Here is a 19183-nt window from a genome sequence, read left to right as displayed (position 1 = left end):
AGAAAGTCTCTTATATAAATATGTTATCGGGTAAAATCGAAGGAATGTTATGTTTTTTGTAAAATAAATGAACATATTTCTCGATATAATATATTTTTAAGAATAAATTATTACATGTTCGTGACACTTATGAACCAAAAAAAAGAGGCTTTTATTCGCCTCTTTATTTTTTAAGATATAGTGCTTTTAGTGCAGTCTGCAGCTGGAGATCATTTTTTTCGTAGGATTTTACTTCATCCACCATTTTGTTCATCATTTTCGCTGTCTTCAAATCAATAACACCTGACTTTTCCAAATTATATGTGCTTTGGAAGGCAAGTACGGCTTTTTTCGTTTCTTCATCAAAGTATCCATCTACTCTGCCAGGATCAAATGACAACCCTTTTAACAGCGTCTGTGCTTGTCTAACTTCTTCGTTGTTCATATCAAGCTGAAGCGGTTCTTTTAGCTGTAGCGGACCGGCAGTAAAGTAATCTGGCTGATGAATCGCAATAGTGGGCACGACACCTTTTTTGTGAATCCAATTCCCTTTTGGTGTCAGCCATTTATACAGCGTTAATTTAATATTACTTCCATCTCCCATTGGAACCGCCTGCTGCACAGTTCCTTTCCCAAAGGAGACATCACCAACCACTTCATACTTTCCGGCTTCTTTCATTGCACCAGCAAGTATCTCAGAAGCAGATGCACTGCCTTTATCAATTAAGACGTTGACCGGGTAAGGTTTCTGTTCTTTCCGTTTTGAAAAATATCGTTTTCGGTCGCCGTTCCGTTCTGCGATTTGAATATATGGCTGATCCTTCGTAATAAAATGCTTCAAAATATCTTCTACACTTTGTAGATAGCCGCCAGGGTTTCCTCTCACATCCAATACAAGACCCTCCATGCCCTTTTTCTCGAGCTTATCCAGGCTTGACGTGAAATCCTTCGCAGTGTCTTCAGAAAAGCTAGAAATCGCAATATAGCCCGTTTTATGACCATTTACCTCTTTCATAGAGGAAGTCACTGTTTCAAGCGGGATTTCTTCTCGTTTGATATGGAATGTTAAATCTTTTTCAATCCCGTTTCGTCTGATTTTCAAGGCGACAGACGTTCCTTTTTTTCCTCGTATTTTCAGCACAGCATCGTTTAAGCTTTTTTCTTTCATCGGCTCACCATCAATACTGATGATTTCATCTTTCGGCTTAAGACCTGCTTTGGCTGCAGGGGATTTTTTAAAGGCAGAGACGATAATGATCTTTCCTTCATCCATCCCTACTTCTGCCCCAATTCCCTCAAAGGAGGAATCAAGCGAATCAGAAAATTGTTTTGCAGTTTGCTTGTCCATGTATACTGAATACGGATCATTTAAAGTTGAAAGCATCCCTTGAATGGCGCCTTCAAGCAGCTTTTGGCGATCCACTTCCTCTACATATTCATTTGAAATGAGGTCATAGGCTTTCTCGATTTTCTCCATTCCATTTTCTTTCGCCCGATCACTTGATTGAGCTTGTCCAGCCATTGCAGAAGCTGCTTTCGGTGACTCCGCATGAGTCCCCTCTTTATGCGTGATAACCCCTGCACTCATTAATAGAACGACACTTACCATAATAGATGCGATTTGTTTTTTCATATTTGGCCTCCTTCTTCAACTCTTCCTGATGACCTGAGTTATTATATGCCAGAAGAAGGGATTTCATGTAAGGACATTCTCCCGCGAAAGCTTGACTAATCATTTCATTAGGTGTAATTTTTATTTTGTTATGATCGAGAAGGAGTCTTTGCAATGTATATTATATTAACTATGCTTTTTTTAGGAATTTTATTAGGATTTGTAGGAGCTGGCGGGGCTGGTTTTGTCATCGCATTGCTTACGTTAATATTTGATGTACCAATCCATACAGCACTAGGTACGTCTTTAGCCGCTATGGCATTTACGACATTATCAGGTGCTTACAGTCACTACCGGGAAGGAAATATTCAGCTCAAATCTGGTTTGATTGTCGGTGCTTTAGCTTGTATTGCATCTTTTGCGGGAGCAAAGGTTGCTCCTTTTATTCCAGAGGAAAGCTTGCACTATTTAACAGCCGGTATGCTCTTTTTATCTGCTGTTTTTATGATGATCAAATTATTTGTCCTCAATGAAGAAGCAGAGCAGCAGCCGCTTTCTTCACGTCAGCTGCTGACAAGGGGCATCATTTTAGGACTTGTATCAGGTATGCTGTCAGGCATGTTCGGTATTGGGTCTGCCCCATTTATTCAAGTGGGACTTTTAATTTTGCTGAAGCTGTCTATTAGACAGGCTGTTGGCACGACCATGCTTGTCATTATTCCGATCTCCATTGGCGGTGGAATTGGTTATATTTCAGAGGGCTATGTTGATTTTATTTTGCTGATTCAAATCTTAATTGGAACAGTATTAGGGGCATTTATTGGCGCGAAATTCACACGACTTGCACCGAAGGTCTTATTGAAATCCGCTGTACTGTTAACCCCTATTATTGCCGGGTTACTGCTGTTATTTTAATTTTATCTAGATTAAAAAAGCCGATAACATCACGTTATCGGCTTTTTGTTAGCGGATATATTGCGCTGGATTGACTGCATTTGATTTTGCGCCATTCCATAATCCTTTATGAAGTTCAAAATGAAGATGCTGGCCATGCGATTGACCAGTGTTTCCCATATACCCAAGGAATTGTCCTTGCTCGACTCTCTGCCCTGTTGAAACACTTCTTGTTGACAGATGGGCGTATACCGTTTGATACGTCTGTCCATTGATGTTGTGTGTAATAAATACAACATTCCCGTAGCTTGACGAGTAGCTTGAGTTCGTGACTGTTCCAGATGCTGCTGCAACGACAGAAACGGTGCCTTTTGCCGCAATATCTAATCCGTAATGATGTCCGCCAGAACGTCCACCAAAGCCTGATGAGAATCGGCCTGCAGCCGGCTTAATGAAGCCTGAGCTGCTTGCTGGTGTATCTGACACTTGATCAGACCCGCCACTTGATGCAGGTGCATTTTTTTTAGCAGCGGCTTGCTGTGCTTTTTTAGCTTCTTCCTTTTGACGGCGTGCTTCCTCAGACTTCACAGCCGCTTTTTGATTCGCTAGAATTTCTTTTTCATTTTCAAGCTTGCCCAGTTCATCATGTGCATGTTCTTTTTCTTCCGATACATGACCAAGGACTTTTCCTTTTTCTTTTTGCTGTTTGGATAGGTCCTTTTTCAGGGCTTCAAGCTCTTTCAGTGATGTTTCAAGTCCACTTAGCTGATTATTTAGCTCTGCTTCTTTTTGCTCCACCAGCTTTAAATCATTTTCATGTTCTGTAATCATGTCTTTATCTGCTTCGACAATCGTTGTGACAGCTCCAACACGACTGACAAAATCACTAAAGCTGCGAGCACCTAGCAGCACATCTAAATAGTTGATCGTACCGCCGCTTTTTTGCATAGAACGAATTCGGTCTTTGAAAATCGCTTTTCTTTTTTCAATTCGCTCGTTGATGACTTGAATGTCTTTTTTCAGTTTCTTGATCTCTTGTTTCGTTTGTTTGACTTCTTTTTCCTTTTCAGCGACCTTTTCAGTTGCAGCACTTACCTTTTGGTCAATCTTTTCAATCTCTTGTTTTAGCTTTGTTTCTTTCTTTTCAAGCTTTGCCAGCTCTGATTTCTTTTTCTTCAAAGTTGATTCAGTCTTTGATGTTTTCTCTTCGATTTGTTGACGTTTTTGATCTAGGTCTTCGTATGCGAATGCACGATTTTCGTTTCCTGGAATGTATAGCCACGTTGTTCCAATAAACGCTGCCATTCCAGCCATCATCAGCTTTCTTTTCAAAACGATATTCCCCTCCCATGACAACTGTCGACATGAAGAGTCGACCGGATGAATCGGATCAACCGGTCGCACCTTCTATAGAAACCTCGAGTGCTGCCATCAAATAAGATATATTTATACTTTTAAGAATTTACGGATGGACGTTAAGCTTCCCCACACACCAATGAATGCACCGATCAATAGAAGAATCAGTGATACTTGAAAGACAAACGGGTTATAAGGAAGCATTGAAATAAATGAGCCTTGTACTCTCGGCGCCACCCAGCCCACAACATATTGATACGTGCTAAGCAATAGAGCGATTGGTATAATGGAACCAAATACACCAAGCAGTAATCCTTCAATGAAGAATGGCCAGCGGATAAACCAGTTCGTTGCACCTACTAGCTTCATAATCTCAATTTCTTTCCGTCTAGCAAAAATCGTAATTTTGATCGTATTGGAGATCAAGAACATCGCTGTAAATAAGAGCCCAATAATGAGCGCAATGCCGACATTACGAGCCACTCCGACCACATTAAAGAGTCGGCTGACCTCTTCTTTTCCATAGGTTACTTTATACGTACCCTTTAGGTTTTCTAATTTTTTCGCTACTTTTGGTGTATCGTGAGGATCGGTTGTTTTCACAATAAATGCATCGTTTAATGGGTTTTCTTGATCAACAAGCCCCATAGATTGTCCATTTTCACCAAAGCTTTTAATCAGTGCTTTTAGTTCGTCATCCTTAGATGAGTATTTCACATCACTGATTTCAGGAATCTTTTCAATTTCTGCTTTTAATTCATCCTGCTGCTTTTGATTTGCCGTTAAATCGATTAATACTTTTACTTCTACTTCTTTTTCAGCGTTCGATGCCATGTTATTCAAGTTGAGCATAATGACAAGAAATACCCCAACTAAAATCAGTGTGACAGTAACCGCACTAATTGATGCAAATGTCATCCACGTGTTTCTTCCAAGTGAACGGAAGCTCTCACGTAAATGACGCGAGAGAGTTTTAATCATAAATTCCGTACTCCCCTCTTGCTTCGTCACGCACAATCATACCATCTTCGATTGCGATGACGCGTTTCTTGATGCTGTTTACAATCTCTTTGTTGTGTGTCGCCATGACGACTGTTGTACCGCGGTTATTAATCTCTTCCAGTGTCTTCATGATTTCCAATGATGTATCTGGATCAAGGTTTCCTGTAGGCTCGTCTGCAATGACAACCTCAGGACTATTGACGATCGATCTAGCGATAGATACACGCTGCTGTTCACCGCCAGAAAGCTGGTCAGGAAATTGGCGCGCTTTGTGCTTTAGCTGCACCAAATCGAGTACATCAAGCACTTTTTTCTTAATGATACTTGGCTGTTCACCAATAACTTCAAGAGCAAATGCCACGTTCTCAAACACTGTGAGGGACGGCAGCAGTTTGAAATCTTGGAATACCACGCCGATTTCTCTTCTCACATAAGGAATTTCTTTTTCCTTAATCGAGCCTAAATCTTTGTTATTAATTAAGATTTTCCCTTTGGTTGGCTTCTCTTCACGATACATCATTTTGATGAAAGTGGATTTACCAGCACCACTGGGACCAACAACATACACAAATTCTCCTGGATGGATAGAGACATTGATTCCATTGATCGCCTTTACGCCATTAGGATAGATCTTGTAGACTTCCTTCATTTCAATCATGTAATCACCTAATCTTTTCTTATTCGCTGACTAACAGCTTATCATGATGTTTTGACACTTATCGTCAAAAAACGTTATGTATGGTCACGCACATACCCTTCGATACGTACAAGCAATTTATGTCCTTTTCATCCAAAAAGATGAAAAAAATGATCATCTAAATTTCAACAACTCCAATTATACGTCATGAATCGACGCAATGGTATTACATTTATATTTCAAAACTTATAAATAAAAGGTAAATAGAACAACCAAAACCGAAAAACATGCCTTTTTACCCTTATTTTTTAAATAAAACTTAATATAATACGCTTTCATACTATTCAAAAGTCTTTTTCTACATATAAAAAAATAAAACCTTGTCGATTAGACAAAGGTTTTATTTTTTCTCTGCAAGCCATTTTGCGACTTCTTTCGCTTGCTTCTCATCTACCATCCCGCTTGGCATAGACCCTTTACCGTTCTGTGCAATGTCTGCGATTTGGCTTTCGTTATATTTCTTCCCTACTTCTTTCAGGCTTGGTCCGCCGCCGCCAGATAAATCTTTCCCATGACAGCCAATACAGTTTTGCTGATAAACTTCCTCCCCACTGCTCACAGTAGAAGTACTCTTACTTCCTTCTTTATCACTGCTGCTTGAATTTCCTCCACAAGCCGCAAGTACAAAAAACATGGCCACAAATAGAAGTGTTAATCCGCTCTTTTTCATCTATTTCCCTCCCTTACAATCATTTGGTCAACGCTATTATATCCTTGTTTACGCCCTTTTAAAACCCTCACCAAGCACCTCTTTTGCGTCCATCACGATGACAAATGCTGATGCATCGATTGCTTTCACGACTTGTTTCAACTTTGTGAATTGTGTTTGCCCAACGACACACATGAGAATCGGACGGTCATGATCGGTATATCCTCCGACTGCCGAGATCTTCGTCACACCACGGTCAATTTGATCAAAAACCGCTTGTCTGACCTCATCCTCATGCCCTGTAATGATCATTGCCATTTTCGAATGACTGAAGCCGGCCTGTACCACATCAATTGTTTTACTCGAGATAAATACACCAATGACAGCGTAAAGTCCTTCTTCGATTCCAAAAACAGTCATGGCAGCGAGGACAATCAGGCCATCCATCATCGCTAAACATGTGCCAAGCGTCAGTCCTGTGTATTTATTAATGATTTTGGCAGCGAGTGCCGTTCCACCCGTTGATCCATTCCCGAGGAACACGAGCCCTATCCCGATTCCAATCACCACTCCACCAAAAATGGCTGCTAACAGTGCTTCATGTGTTACAGGAGCAATTTGTCTTGTTAAGAACACCATCAAAGGTAAAAAAATAGAGCCAACGAGTGTTTTCACACCAAATGTACCGCCTAATAAATAAAAACCAGCGATAAACAGCGGAATATTAAGTCCCCACTGCACATATGCCGCTTCAAAACCGAATGACTGCATAATGGTACTAATTCCGCTCACACCCCCAGCGGCTATCTGATTCGGTAATAATAACGTATTAAATCCAATCGCCACGATGGCTGATCCTATTAAAATGAACAGATAATTTTTCACTTCGATCAAAAATTGAGAATGATGTCCCTGCTTCATGTCTTTCTTCCTCCGTTACTTCTGAATGCACCCCTATTTTAAGCCCTCCTATACAGAATGTAAATAACAGCCAAATGCAGTGCTAATGGATTAATACTTTATCACACAGCCGGATCAGCGTATTCGGCGGTTGGCATGAGAGAAAGTGATGGTATATTTAATATGTACATGAGAAAGAAGGGACATGCGATGAAGAAAATACTGCAGATTACTGGCATTACATTACTTGTACTGATGATCTTAGCTTTTGGTGCCTTCTATACATGGAGCCGCTTTACGTATGGACCATCCGAAGGATTAAAAAAGCAAGTGAACATCGAGCAAGTGGAACATAAAAATGGGGTTTATGCATTTGAGGCTTCAAAAAGCGATACAGGCATCATTCTCTATCCCGGGGCAAAGGTGGAACCACTTGCTTACGCCTATATAGGGGATGCGCTAATGAAAAAAGGCTATTCTGTCTTTATCCCCAAGATGCCGTTTTCCTTTGCGATCTTCAATACAAAGAAAGCACAGGACATCATCAAGGATCATCAAGCCATCAAACACTGGTATATTGGCGGTCATTCACTTGGCGGGACAGCTGCCGCTATGTATGCAGAAAAAAACCAAAGCAAGCTGGACGGACTCTTTTTCCTTGCTTCCTATCCAGCATCAGATGATCTGAAACAAGCGTCCTTCAAGGTACTATCTATATCAAGCGAAAAGGATGCGCTAGCGACACAAGAGAAAATCAAGCAGTCGAAAAAACAGCTGCCCTCTCAAACGGTGTACCATGAGATACAAGGCGGGAATCATGCGCAATTTGGCATGTACGGCAAACAAAAAGGTGATCAGCCTGCTGATATTCCAGCCCTAGCGCAGCAAAAAGAGATCATTCAGAGGGTGATTGAATGGTTAAAGCCAGCAAAAAAGCTCCCGTAATGGGGGCTCAGCGTGTAAACAGACCCTGGCATTCGGTGTCAGTCCTGCGTGCCGGTGCTCGTCCTTCCAAGACGGCAAAGGTTTTCTATCACACTGAAAAGAAGACAAAGGGCTAAAATAAAGTTCATTTTAGCCCTTTGTCAACAATCTGAAGCTCCCGTAATGGAAAGCTTTTCATTTATTATTTTTTCGTCGCTTCTAAAAACTCTTCGGCATCTGCTACTGCCAGAGAAATGGCTTCTTCCCAAAATGCTTTTTGGGTGAGGTCGACGCCTAAATGCTTATATGCTAAATCTTCTACTGTCATTGAAGCTGTATCCTTTAATAAGGCGATGTATTTCTCTTCAAACGATGTACCAGCCTGCAATGCTTTTGCATAAATACCTAGCGAGAACATGTAACCAAATGTATAAGGGAAATTATAAAATGGTACACCTGTAATATGGAAATGCAGTTTAGATGCCCAGAAATGCGGATGGTATTCATCTAAAGAGTCCCCGAAAGCTTCCTTCTGCGCTTCTACCATCAGCTCATTTAGCCGGTCAGCCGGCACTTCTCCATGTTTACGCTCTTCATAAAAGCGCTGTTCAAATAAGAAACGAGATTGAATGTTCATGAAGAACGCCACACTCCGCTGCAGCTTATCCTCTAACAAACTGAGACGTTCCTCTTCATTTGCCGCCTCTTTTAATGAAGCATCAGCCACAATCATTTCTGCGAATGTCGACGCCGTTTCAGCTACATTCATCGCATATTTACGATTGAGAATGCGAACATCCTGCATCACTTCCTGATGGAACGAATGACCAAGTTCATGCGCTAGTGTCGCAACATTGGATGGACTTCCTGAGAAGGTCATAAAAATGCGCGATTCTCCGCTGTCAGGGAAATTTGTACAAAAGCCGCCTACACGTTTGTTTGGACGATCCTCAGCTTCTATCCAGCGTTCATTAAAGGCTTTTTCCGTAAAGACAGCAAGCTCTTCTCCAAATCCAGCGAAATGTTTCACAATAAAAGCAGCTGCTTCTTGATAAGGATAAATTTTGGTCTCACTGCCAATAGGAGCCCCAACATCGAACCAGCTCAGCTTGTCAACCCCAAGCAAGTCAGCTTTACGCTGTAGGTAATCAATGAATGGCTGCTTATGTTCATCAATCACAGACCACATCGCATCAAGGGTTTCTTGTTTCATCCGGCAAATATCAAGCGGCTCTTTTAAAATATGATCCCAGCCTCTTGCTTCATACACTTGCAAACGAAAGCCAGCGAGATGATTGAGCGTGCTTGCAAATATATGTTCATCCTGCGTCCATGCATGCTCTAGGTTATGATAAACGGCCTTTCTGACTTCACGATCTGAATCATCCATCGCATTTTCCGCTTGGCCGACAGAAATCATTTGCGTTTCACCATTTTGCTCAAATGGAATGGAAATCTTATTCACTAAGCTAGAATAAAGCTCATCCCATGCGTGATATCCATCTACGGCTAATTTTTGAATCAACGTTTCTTGTTCAACAGGAAGTTGATCCTTCACACGCTCTCTGCGTTCATTTAATATGTAGCGAACATCTGAGAAGGCTTCTGCATTCATCAGTTCTTCCCACTTGTTCGAAGGAATTGCAGCAAGCGCTTGATCAAGCAGCGCAAGAATGGTTCCTAGTTCGGCTTCCAGCTTGGCAATCTTCCCTCGAAGACTGCCTGCCTTCATATCCTTTGTATTTTGAGATTGTAGACAAGATACAAATGAACCTGCTTGAGACAGTTTTTTATATGTGGTTTCATACGTGTCAAGGACAGACGTTAACCTGCTTTCAATGTGTGTATCTTCTTTTGAAAAGGCATCCACCTTTTGGCGTAATTCATCTAGCAGCTGCTGAATGTGCTGCAAGTATGTCATAAATTCTGGTGAAGAACTGCCTCCTTTAAAAAAGGCATCTAAATCCCACGTCTCTTGTAATGGTTTTAATCCCAAAGTATTTCCCCCTTTATTTGCTAATTTCGTCATACAAAGGATATAGAGTCAGTATGGCGTATGTATTCCTTTATATTCATTATATTTTCTCACAATTAAAAAAACCCAGCAAGAAGCCGAGTTTTTATGATAATTTCGAACGTAAATAAGCATCGATAAATGAATCTAAATCTCCATCCATGACCGCTTGAACATTTCCCATCTCCGTATTGGTTCGATGGTCTTTCACAAGAGAATATGGGTGGAATACATAAGAGCGAATTTGGCTTCCCCAGCCAATTTCTTTCTGTTCTCCTCTGATTTCATCCAATTCTGCCTGCTGTTCTTCGATTCGCTTTTGATAGAGTTTCGATTTCAGCATTTTCATTGCACGTTCTCTGTTTTTGATTTGTGATCTTTCTGTTTGGCATGTCACCACGACATTTGTTGGAATGTGTGTGATACGAACCGCAGAGTCTGTCGTATTGACGTGCTGACCACCTGCACCGCTTGCACGATACGTATCAACTTTAATGTCCTCTGTACGAATATCAATATCTATTTCTTCATTGAATTCTGGCATGACATCACAGGAAACGAAGGATGTATGTCTACGGCCAGATGAATCAAAAGGAGAAATACGCACCAAACGATGGACACCTTTTTCAGCTTTTAAGTAACCGTAGGCATTATGCCCTTTGACCAGCAATGTCACAGACTTAATTCCAGCTTCATCGCCAGGAAGATAATCAAGTGTTTCAACCTTAAAGCCTCTGCGCTCCGCCCAGCGAGTGTACATTCTCAGGAGCATAGAACCCCAGTCCTGTGATTCAGTACCGCCTGCACCTGGGTGAAGCTCAAGAATGGCATTGTTTTTGTCGTATGGTTCGCTTAAAAGAAGCTGCAGCTCAAATTCATTAAACTGCTTCGTTAAGTTCTTCAGCTCTTTTTCAAGCTCTACATGAAGCTCCTCGTCATAATCTTCCTTTAATAAGTCATGCGTCATTTGCAGCTCTTCATGTGACTCACTGAGCTCATGATATGTATTGACATAATCCTTCAGTGCATTGGCTTCATTAATGACACCTTGCGCCTTTTGCTGATCATTCCAAAAATCAGTCTCTGACATCGTCGCTTCAAGTTCTGCGATTTTGGCTTCCTTTGTTTCTAGGTCAAAGAGACCCCCTAAAATCAGCTAGCCTGCTAGCCATATTTTCAAGCTCTTGTCTAATTTCTACTAATTCCATATCCTTCACCTCATAGATGTATGGGGGCTGACATGAATAGAAAGAGGTTTTCACCTCTTCCCATTACTTATTCTGTCTTCCCATGACAATTTTTATATTTCTTGCCGCTTCCGCAGTGACATGGTGAATTACGCCCAATGTCCACAACTTTACGTACCGGCTTCTTCTTCACTGTTTTCTCCTCATCACCCTCTTGAGGCTGATGAGCCGTTGTTTGCCCTTGAACAACTTCTTCACGTTCTAGGTTGTTTTGGATTTCTGATTTTAGGACATATTTGGCTACATCATCTTCAATTGAAGCCACCATATGCTCAAACATCGCAAATCCTTCCATTTGGTATTCACGAAGCGGATTCGTTTGTGCATACGCACGTAAATGAATGCCTTGACGCAGCTGATCCATTGCATCAATGTGATCCATCCACTTCGAATCTACCGCACGAAGGACGATGACTTTTTCAAATTCACGCATTTGTTCATCGCCAAATGTTTCTTCTTTTGCATCGTATTTCTCTTTAATACGATTCATGATGAAGGACGTGATTTCATCTGCTTCTTTACCGAAGATATCTTTGACCGTAATGGCTCCTTCATCTAAATAGTTCGTGTTGATTAATTCAACAAGACCATCTAGTTTCCACTCTTCTGGAAGCTCTTCTTTCGGTGTATAAGATCCAACAGCCCGCTCAATAGAGGATTGAATCATATTGATGACAATCGATTTCAAGTTATCAGAATCGATCACTTCAAAGCGCTGTTTGTAGATCACTTCACGCTGTTGACGCAGCACATCATCATATTGTAGAAGCTGCTTACGGGAATCAAAGTTGTTCCCCTCAACACGTTTTTGAGAAGATTCAACGGCTTTAGATACCATTTTACTTTGTATTGGTGTCGAGTCATCCATGCCAAAGCGATCAAGCATCGCCATCGTCCGCTCTGCACCGAATCGGCGCATCAATTCATCTTCCATGGATAAATAAAATTGTGTAATCCCTGGGTCTCCTTGACGACCAGAACGTCCACGAAGCTGGTTATCAATACGGCGTGATTCATGACGCTCTGTCCCAACAACAGCAAGACCGCCCAGTTCTTTCACACCTTCGCCAAGCTTGATGTCTGTACCACGGCCCGCCATGTTTGTCGCAATCGTGACGGCACCTTTTTGACCAGCTTCCTCAATAATTTGTGCTTCACGTTCATGATTTTTCGCGTTTAACACTTGGTGAGGAATACCCTTATTTTTGAGCAGTTTAGAAATGAGCTCAGATGTCTCAACAGCAACCGTTCCAACAAGAACTGGCTGCCCTGTCATATAACGCTGAGCAACATCCTCAGCCACTGCTTTAAATTTACCCTCCATTGTGCGGTAAATTAAATCAGGTCTGTCATCACGAACCACTGGTTTATTGGTCGGGATTGTCACAACCTGCATGTTGTAAATGTTACGGAATTCCTCTTCTTCCGTTTTCGCTGTACCTGTCATACCAGATAACTTTTCATACATACGGAAGTAGTTCTGGAACGTAATCGTTGCAAGTGTCATGCTTTCATTCTGCACTTCAAGACCTTCTTTTGCCTCGATGGCTTGATGCAGACCTTCACTATAGCGGCGTCCTTTCATCAAACGTCCTGTGAAGGAGTCAACAATGACGACTTGGCCATCTTCCACGACATAATCAACGTCTTTTTGCATCGCAACATGTGCCTTCAGGCCCTGAGCGATGTGATGGTTAAGCGCGACATGTTTGACATCAAACAGGTTCTCGATGCCGAATGCTTTTTCCGCTTTCGTCATTCCGCTTTCTGTCAGCTGTACACTTTTTGTCTTAATATCATACGTGAAATCGTCTTCTATTTTTAATGTACGTACAAAAGCATTTGCTTGTACGTACAGTTTCGTCGATTTCGCTGCTTGTCCCGAAATAATAAGAGGTGTTCTCGCTTCATCAATTAAGATGGAGTCAACCTCATCGATGACGGCATAATGAAGTGGCCTTTGAACCATTTGTTCTTTGTAAAGCACCATGTTATCTCGTAAATAGTCAAAGCCAAGTTCATTGTTTGTTGAATACGTGATATCAGCGGCATACGCTTCTCTTTTTTCATCTTTGTCTAAACTGTTTAAGTTTAAGCCAACCGTTAATCCAAGAAATTCAAAAATCTTGCCCATTTCCTCCGCATCACGGCTTGCCAAATATTCGTTGACTGTCACAATGTGGACGCCTTTACCAGAAAGAGCATTTAAATAAACAGGCATCGTTGATGTCAACGTTTTACCTTCACCTGTTTTCATCTCAGAGATGTTGCCTTCATGGAGCGCGATCCCCCCCATGAGCTGCACCTTAAATGGGAACATTCCTGTCACGCGGCGTGATGCCTCGCGAACCGTTGCAAATGCTTCAACCAACAGGTCATCCACTGATTGTCCTTTTTCCAGTTTTTCTTTCAATTCGATCGTTTTATTTCGTAAAGCCTCGTCAGATAATTTCTCAAAATCTAGAGCGAGAGCTTCAATTTCATTTGCCTTTTTTTCATATCGGCTGATCGTACGTTTCGTAGGATCAAACACTTTGTTTAAGATTCCAAGCATATAATAACGCTCCTCTATTTCATGCAATTTTTCGGCATGTCCAAAAGTTTGACAGGTCCATATTTACCTGCATTTATCATACCATACCTTCCTTCATTTCCAAAGAATTTGCAATGATTTCGCACAAAAAACCCGCCCCTGATCAAGGGAACGGGTTTACTTTTTTTAGGTTGTTTTTAGATCAGCAGAAGCTGATGATTAAGCGTTTGGCTCAATGAGTCCATATTTACCGTCATTTCGGCGATAGACCACATTGGTCAAATTTGTCTCAGCATTTGTGAAGACGAAGAAACTATGACCTAACATGTTCATTTGGAGAATGGCCTCTTCACTATCCATCGGTTTTAAGTTGAAACGTTTTTGTCTGACGATTTCTGTTTCATCAACTTCCTCGTCATCTTGAACCGCTACATCGGCAGTGCCGTTTCCTCCAGCAAATAAGTGCTTTTTCGCACCTTGCTCGCGGAATTTACGGTTTACTTTTGTTTTGTGTTTTCGAATTTGACGTTCTAGTTTACTGGCTGCTAGGTCTACTGCATTGTACATATCCTCATTATGCACCTCAGCTCGAAGTGCTAGATCAGTCATTGGAATGGTAACCTCAACTTTAGATTCTTGATCGTTGTAAAATTTCAAGTTTACGTTGACTGAAGCATCTACATCTGACTCAAAATAACGCTCCAGCTTTCCAATTTTTTTCTCGACATGATCTCTTAGTGCAGGTGTTACTTCGATGTTTTCTCCTCTGACATTGTAATTCATGTAAAGAACGCCTCCTTTAAAATTAAGGATATGTAAATCTATTTCTACTTTTCCCTCCTTTTCTCCTGCTCAAACGTAAAAAAAATGTGAATATTTATTGAAATTTGTCGAATTATGCGGTGCTTCAACTATTGCTTGATAGGTGATGAATATATATTCGGTTGATTCTTGAAAAAGACCAGCGCGCTTTTAAATGTTGAAAGATGAAATAGATGTTTTCAGCGATTGAGACAAGGACTTCAAATCCTCCGCAGATGCTTTCATTTCTTCGTTCGCCGCTAGTGATTCTTCAACAGCTGCCGACATATATTCCGTCTCTTCGGAGTTCCGTTTGGCTCCTTCTTCAATGACACCAACCGTTTGAGAAATTTCCTCTGTACTAGCTGAAATTTGCTCTGCAGTGGCTGAAAGCTCCTCTGCTTTCATCGAGATATCACGAATGGATGCCAGGATTTCATGGAAGCTCTGTTCAGACAATTGCGATACTTTCACACCTTCTGCTACATCTCGTTCAACCTTCGTCATCGATTGTGATGACCTTTCAGTATCTTTGTTCACGTTCACGAGTAATTGACTAATTTGATCGGTCAGCTGACTAGATTCCTCTGCCAGCTTCCTCACTTCATCTGCTACAACTGCAAAGCCCCTTCCATGTTCTCCTGCTCTTGCCGCTTCAATTGCTGCGTTTAAAGCAAGCAAGTTTGTCTGGTCGGCAATGGCGTGGATATGCCCTAACAGATCTTGAATGCCTGTAAACTGTGCTTGTACATTGACCATTGTGGAATGGTGGTCATTCACAGACTCCTTAATAGAGCTCATTTGTTTCACAAACTGTTGAATGAGGGCTGCACCCTCTTCAGCCTTTTCAGTCACTGAAATTGAGTGACCCGAAACATCGGATGTGTGTTCAGCCGCATTTTGCATGCCAGTCGAGACTTCTTGAATGGCGGAAGCGACTTTTCCGACCGCATCTGATTGTTCACGTGAAGCTTCACTGACCTGTTCAATCGAGCTAGACGTCTGCTCACTAGCCGATATGGTTTGGCTGATGGTTTCTTCAAATTGAGCGGCAGAATCAGCTAATTGCTTTGATCCGTTTTGCACCTGTAAAATGAGCTCACGCAAATGAGTCGTCATTTGGTTAAAGGCTGTACCGAGCTGGCCAATCTCATTTTTAGAGGTGACTTCAATCTCTTCAATTGTGAGATCACCATCGGCCATTCTTTTTGCGGCATTTGTCACAGAGACAATCGGTTTTGTCATTCGCTGAACGAATCTGATCCCAATCACCAAAAAGGCGAGCACAATCGCTGCACTGACAAGAATGAGTGTGAGCAATAATTGGTTACTGTCTTGATTGAGCTGATTGATTTTTTGATCTCGTTGTTTCAATTGTGTTTGTGCGAATTCTTTTGTAAAGGTATGTATTTCTTGTTCGATAGGCTGTAATTCTTGATTGAGGCGGGTGTTGAATTCCTTTTGATTTTGCATATTCAGTGAATTAAATAATCGATTGGTTGAGGTGTAGTAAAGGTAATTTTGTTCAGAAATTTGCTCTAACAGATTTTTTGCTTGTTTAACAGCACTAAGTTTTGCAGCTTCATTTGTTTTCTTATTAATATCTTCATATGTTTGCTCAATCTTCTGTAAATTCTCAGCGTCTTGCACGACCACATATGTCTTGATCTGCGCTTCCTGCTTTTGCAGAAGTGCTTCTAATTCAAGTGATGTCTGATAAAGCTTCACTTCTTTGCTTAGAAGCGCCTTATAGGATTGATCTGTTTTGTAATAGATGAAGCTTGAAAACCCTAAAATACTGACAAACAGCACACATATGACAATAAGCCCAAATAAGAATTGATTTTTTAGTCTCATAATTTCCTCCGAATGGTCTGAATTGAACAAAAATTAATGAATGACATACGGCCTCATACAGGCATGTATTTCATCCATCCACTTTCTATATTCAGGTATAAAATATGATGTCAGGAATGATTGGAAGTGTATTGAAGGGAATGTATAGAAAGCTAGTATATCGAAACTTAAAAATATTTGATCAAACGAACGAATCGTTTTGGCAAAGTGCTCATTTTCAATAATTGAAAGCAGAAGGGGATGCGTTGTCTCTAAATGAAAGAAGGCATGGATCAGATCATTAAAGATCCGATCCCCCTCCGTTTTAGCAAAATCCTTCTCAATTTCATCTAAATATCTTAGACTCTCTTCTATCGTATATAGAAGTTCATAATATGTGGTTAATAAAATATAGTCATCTGAACGATACGCCACAGGTCTCACCTATTTATTTCCGTTTATCGTAGTATACGCCGTCACTCGTCAAAGGCTGGTATGGGTTTTGATAATTCAACTGTTTCGTTTTCTTTCTTTGAATCGCTTGAATATCTGCTTTTATCCCTTTTTGGATCACCGTTAATTGCTTCGCCATCTGCTGATCCGTTTGAATGATTTCTTTGATCTTCTCTTTTTCTTGATCGGACAGCTCATGCTGTATATCTCTCATTAATTCGTCTCTCTCAATTAAAAAGGCGTCAAAGTCTTCAACCAACGTTTCACTTTGCGGATTTGCCTCTATTTCTGCTGCCATTTTTAATGTTTGGTCATGCAGCTGGTCTACAATACTCATAGAGATCCCCCAATAGAGTGGTGACGCCCTTTTCGATCCGTTTGAATAACTTCCTTCCAAGCATCTCGGAAATCAGTTACGTATTGCTCTACTTCATTCAACATCTCTTCGTCATTTTGAAGATTGGCTTCAATAAGTCTCCGATAGATGTAGTCATACATACTTGCCATACTCTTTGATACATCATACGTACGATTTAAGGTGACATTTAATTCTTGGATGATGTTTTGAGCCTTTTTCAGGTTCACATTTCTCATTTCGGCATCTTCTTTTTGAATGGCATGCTTTGCTAGTCTGATGAACTTTAAGCATCCTTCATAAAGCATAAGCGTCAACTCGGCAGGTGTTGCGGTCTCAATAGAATTTTTCTGATAGGCGGCATAAGGGTTCTGTATTGCCATATGTTATAAACCTCCAATTATTGTCCAAGCAGTTGAGAAAGGTAGCCAGATTGGTTGTTTAGCTTTTGAATCGCACTATCCATGGCATTAAACTTTGTATAGTAACGGGCTTCAACCATCTTCAAACGGTCTTGGAACGTACTCATTCGTTTGGTCAAAGAATCAAGGTCCTTACCAAGTCCGTATTCCTTTAATTCCATCGTTGTGCTTCCAGCCTTTGTTTGAATGCTCTTCGTGAAGGCTGATAAGGAATTTTTAACACGATAAATGATTCCTTGTTCTTGATATTGCTGCTGCGCTTTGTCTTGATCTTTTGAATCCACATTTAAACTACCTGAGATGAACATTTGACTGATCTTTTGTGGATCTGCTTCAATGGCTTCTCTTAGTTTCTTTTCATTAATTTCAAGCTTTCCACCATCTTTATACTTGGATGATGTCGTAATACCAATTTGTGTGATGTGAATTTTATTCGCATCACTTGTCGTAATATCAGCATAAAAATCACTTCTTATTTTAGAGGCACCAGCTCGTAAAATGGAATCACTTCTCAGCAAGCCAGACTTCGCGGTCGTTTCCCATAGCTCCACTTCTTTGTCAGACATCGCTTTTTTCTCTTCAGCCGTTAATGGATGATAGTCTCTGTTTTTCTTTTCATTGACTTTACCATTAATCTGCTCAACGAGCTCATTGTATTTATCAACAAATTGTTTAATCTTATCAAAAATTGTATCCACATCTGTTGAAACGTTTAAACTGACAGGCTCATCCGTTGTTCCTTTAAGCTCGTACGTAATACCAGCTTGCGTAAATGTATTGTTGTTATTTTCCATTTTCAGGCCGTTAATCTCGTATTGTGCCTTCTGTCCTTGCGTGGTCGCAACTAATTTGTTATCTCCATCTACTTGGAATCCTAATTGCGTCATAAATGAAGCCGAATTGCCATCAGTTGCTTTAATACTGACACCTTCACCCGTTGTCCGAGAAGTAAGAGCGATTGTATCTACATAGTTTGTCCCATCAAAGATTTGACCTTTATAAGCCGTCACACCTAATTGAGAGTTATTCAATTTTGTTACAATTGAATCAAGTGTATCGGTATCAGTCGTATTAATTGTTACTGTTTTTGGTTTCGTAGAATCTGGTGTGGTCACCTCAAACGTAAACGTACCGTTTGCAGCAGTAAATCCAGATGTACCAGAAGATTTGAATACGGAAGCTGTCGCTAGTTGGGTTACATGGATTGAGCCAGAGGTAGCATTTGTTGATCCTGTAGCTGTGACAGCAGATTCATTTGAGCTTGTCACTTTTTTAGCGCCATATGTACTTGGACGCGTTAAGTCTAAGTTGTAAATCAAATCATCTAATTCTTTGACTTTCGAATTCACCTCGCGATAGCTGTCTCTTTGCCATTCAAGTGTTTGTTTCTGGCGTGTCATTTTATCAAGTGGTGCTTGCTCAGTTTTCATTAGCTTTGAGACGATTTCATCAATATCAAATACATTTGAAAATCCAGTAATTCGATTCACCATTGTTTATGTTCTCCCT

The 19183-nt window shown here is 40.8% G+C and carries 17 protein-coding genes; 2 read left to right on the top strand and 15 right to left on the bottom strand.

Annotated elements, in window-relative coordinates:
• Positions 1-163: 163 nt before the first annotated feature.
• Positions 164-1612 carry a carboxy-terminal processing protease CtpB gene (gene ctpB, locus R0K30_RS07840; protein WP_099726366.1) on the bottom strand — a complete coding sequence of 483 codons (1449 nt, stop codon included), beginning with the start codon at positions 1610-1612 and terminating at the stop codon, positions 164-166.
• A 153-nt stretch (positions 1613-1765) separates the two neighbouring features.
• Between ctpB and R0K30_RS07835 the strand changes: the two genes are divergently transcribed.
• Positions 1766-2506, top strand: a complete 741-nt coding sequence (locus tag R0K30_RS07835; protein WP_256499048.1) for a sulfite exporter TauE/SafE family protein — start codon at positions 1766-1768, stop codon at positions 2504-2506.
• 48 nt (positions 2507-2554) lie between these two features.
• On the opposite strand, the gene R0K30_RS07830 is transcribed toward R0K30_RS07835, so the two are convergent.
• From R0K30_RS07830 to R0K30_RS07810, 5 genes are all read right to left on the bottom strand, one after another.
• Complete coding sequence (locus R0K30_RS07830) at positions 2555-3817, bottom strand: murein hydrolase activator EnvC family protein (protein ID WP_256499049.1); 1263 nt, start codon at positions 3815-3817, stop codon at positions 2555-2557.
• A 114-nt stretch (positions 3818-3931) separates the two neighbouring features.
• On the bottom strand, positions 3932-4822 hold the full coding sequence (gene ftsX / locus R0K30_RS07825) for a permease-like cell division protein FtsX (protein WP_099726369.1): 891 nt from the start codon (positions 4820-4822) through the stop codon (positions 3932-3934).
• A complete protein-coding gene (ftsE, locus tag R0K30_RS07820) occupies positions 4815-5501 on the bottom strand; it encodes a cell division ATP-binding protein FtsE (RefSeq protein WP_099726370.1) in 687 nt (228 codons plus the stop codon). The genes ftsX and ftsE overlap by 8 nt, the downstream gene beginning before the upstream one ends.
• A 379-nt stretch (positions 5502-5880) precedes the next feature.
• The gene (gene cccB, locus R0K30_RS07815) at positions 5881-6210 is read right to left on the bottom strand and encodes a cytochrome c551 (protein ID WP_249705602.1); all 330 of its coding nucleotides are present in this window, start codon (positions 6208-6210) and stop codon (positions 5881-5883) included.
• Positions 6211-6258: 48 nt separating this feature from the next.
• The gene (locus tag R0K30_RS07810; protein ID WP_099726372.1) at positions 6259-7110 is read right to left on the bottom strand and encodes a YitT family protein; all 852 of its coding nucleotides are present in this window, start codon (positions 7108-7110) and stop codon (positions 6259-6261) included.
• Between the two features lie 189 nt (positions 7111-7299).
• Between R0K30_RS07810 and R0K30_RS07805 the strand changes: the two genes are divergently transcribed.
• On the top strand, positions 7300-8034 hold the full coding sequence (locus tag R0K30_RS07805; protein WP_367307945.1) for an alpha/beta fold hydrolase: 735 nt from the start codon (positions 7300-7302) through the stop codon (positions 8032-8034).
• A 181-nt stretch (positions 8035-8215) separates the two neighbouring features.
• On the opposite strand, the gene R0K30_RS07800 is transcribed toward R0K30_RS07805, so the two are convergent.
• The 9 genes from R0K30_RS07800 to R0K30_RS07760 form a co-directional block, all read right to left on the bottom strand.
• Positions 8216-10009 carry a M3 family oligoendopeptidase gene (locus R0K30_RS07800; protein ID WP_410609942.1) on the bottom strand — a complete coding sequence of 598 codons (1794 nt, stop codon included), beginning with the start codon at positions 10007-10009 and terminating at the stop codon, positions 8216-8218.
• A 124-nt stretch (positions 10010-10133) separates the two neighbouring features.
• Positions 10134-11235, bottom strand: a protein-coding gene (prfB, locus tag R0K30_RS07795; protein ID WP_410609940.1) for a peptide chain release factor 2 whose coding sequence is annotated in 2 segments (ribosomal slippage) — positions 10134-11162 and positions 11164-11235 — 1101 coding nt in all. Because the reading frame shifts where the segments join, the coding sequence is not laid out codon by codon here.
• Positions 11236-11302: 67 nt separating this feature from the next.
• On the bottom strand, positions 11303-13828 hold the full coding sequence (secA, locus tag R0K30_RS07790) for a preprotein translocase subunit SecA (RefSeq protein ID WP_410609938.1): 2526 nt from the start codon (positions 13826-13828) through the stop codon (positions 11303-11305).
• A gap of 198 nt (positions 13829-14026) precedes the next feature.
• Positions 14027-14590, bottom strand: coding sequence for a ribosome hibernation-promoting factor, HPF/YfiA family (hpf, locus tag R0K30_RS07785; RefSeq protein WP_099726378.1), 564 nt, complete (start codon positions 14588-14590; stop codon positions 14027-14029).
• 189 nt (positions 14591-14779) lie between these two features.
• On the bottom strand, positions 14780-16465 hold the full coding sequence (locus R0K30_RS07780) for a methyl-accepting chemotaxis protein (protein WP_410609935.1): 1686 nt from the start codon (positions 16463-16465) through the stop codon (positions 14780-14782).
• A gap of 33 nt (positions 16466-16498) precedes the next feature.
• Positions 16499-16879 carry a DUF8042 domain-containing protein gene (locus R0K30_RS07775; protein WP_099726380.1) on the bottom strand — a complete coding sequence of 127 codons (381 nt, stop codon included), beginning with the start codon at positions 16877-16879 and terminating at the stop codon, positions 16499-16501.
• Between the two features lie 13 nt (positions 16880-16892).
• Positions 16893-17234, bottom strand: a complete 342-nt coding sequence (fliT, locus tag R0K30_RS07770; protein WP_367307943.1) for a flagella biosynthesis regulatory protein FliT — start codon at positions 17232-17234, stop codon at positions 16893-16895.
• The gene (gene fliS / locus R0K30_RS07765; protein ID WP_410609932.1) at positions 17231-17635 is read right to left on the bottom strand and encodes a flagellar export chaperone FliS; all 405 of its coding nucleotides are present in this window, start codon (positions 17633-17635) and stop codon (positions 17231-17233) included. The genes fliT and fliS overlap by 4 nt, the downstream gene beginning before the upstream one ends.
• A 17-nt stretch (positions 17636-17652) precedes the next feature.
• Positions 17653-19167 carry a flagellar hook-associated protein 2 gene (locus R0K30_RS07760; RefSeq protein WP_410609930.1) on the bottom strand — a complete coding sequence of 505 codons (1515 nt, stop codon included), beginning with the start codon at positions 19165-19167 and terminating at the stop codon, positions 17653-17655.
• Between the last annotated feature and the right edge of the window lie 16 nt (positions 19168-19183).

The sequence above is a fragment of the Bacillus sp. SIMBA_154 genome (assembly GCF_046536015.1).
GTDB classification, from domain to species: Bacteria; Bacillota; Bacilli; order Bacillales; family Bacillaceae; genus Bacillus; species Bacillus pumilus_P.
This window is presented reverse-complemented; position numbering and strand designations above follow the sequence as displayed.

Bases quoted from the DNA above. Each gene is read 5' to 3' on its own strand.
- R0K30_RS07810 (WP_099726372.1), bottom strand. From the start codon at position 7,110: ATGAAGCAGGGACATCATTCTCAATTTTTGATCGAAGTGAAAAATTAT.
- ctpB (WP_099726366.1), bottom strand. From the start codon at position 1,612: ATGAAAAAACAAATCGCATCTATTATGGTAAGTGTCGTTCTATTAATG.
- R0K30_RS07835 (WP_256499048.1), top strand. From the start codon at position 1,766: ATGTATATTATATTAACTATGCTTTTTTTAGGAATTTTATTAGGATTT.
- R0K30_RS07760 (WP_410609930.1), bottom strand. From the start codon at position 19,167: ATGGTGAATCGAATTACTGGATTTTCAAATGTATTTGATATTGATGAA.
- R0K30_RS07780 (WP_410609935.1), bottom strand. From the start codon at position 16,465: ATGAGACTAAAAAATCAATTCTTATTTGGGCTTATTGTCATATGTGTG.
- cccB (WP_249705602.1), bottom strand. From the start codon at position 6,210: ATGAAAAAGAGCGGATTAACACTTCTATTTGTGGCCATGTTTTTTGTA.
- R0K30_RS07805 (WP_367307945.1), top strand. From the start codon at position 7,300: ATGAAGAAAATACTGCAGATTACTGGCATTACATTACTTGTACTGATG.
- ftsE (WP_099726370.1), bottom strand. From the start codon at position 5,501: ATGATTGAAATGAAGGAAGTCTACAAGATCTATCCTAATGGCGTAAAG.
- ftsX (WP_099726369.1), bottom strand. From the start codon at position 4,822: ATGATTAAAACTCTCTCGCGTCATTTACGTGAGAGCTTCCGTTCACTT.
- hpf (WP_099726378.1), bottom strand. From the start codon at position 14,590: ATGAATTACAATGTCAGAGGAGAAAACATCGAAGTAACACCTGCACTA.
- fliT (WP_367307943.1), bottom strand. From the start codon at position 17,234: ATGAGTATTGTAGACCAGCTGCATGACCAAACATTAAAAATGGCAGCA.
- fliS (WP_410609932.1), bottom strand. From the start codon at position 17,635: ATGGCAATACAGAACCCTTATGCCGCCTATCAGAAAAATTCTATTGAG.
- secA (WP_410609938.1), bottom strand. From the start codon at position 13,828: ATGCTTGGAATCTTAAACAAAGTGTTTGATCCTACGAAACGTACGATC.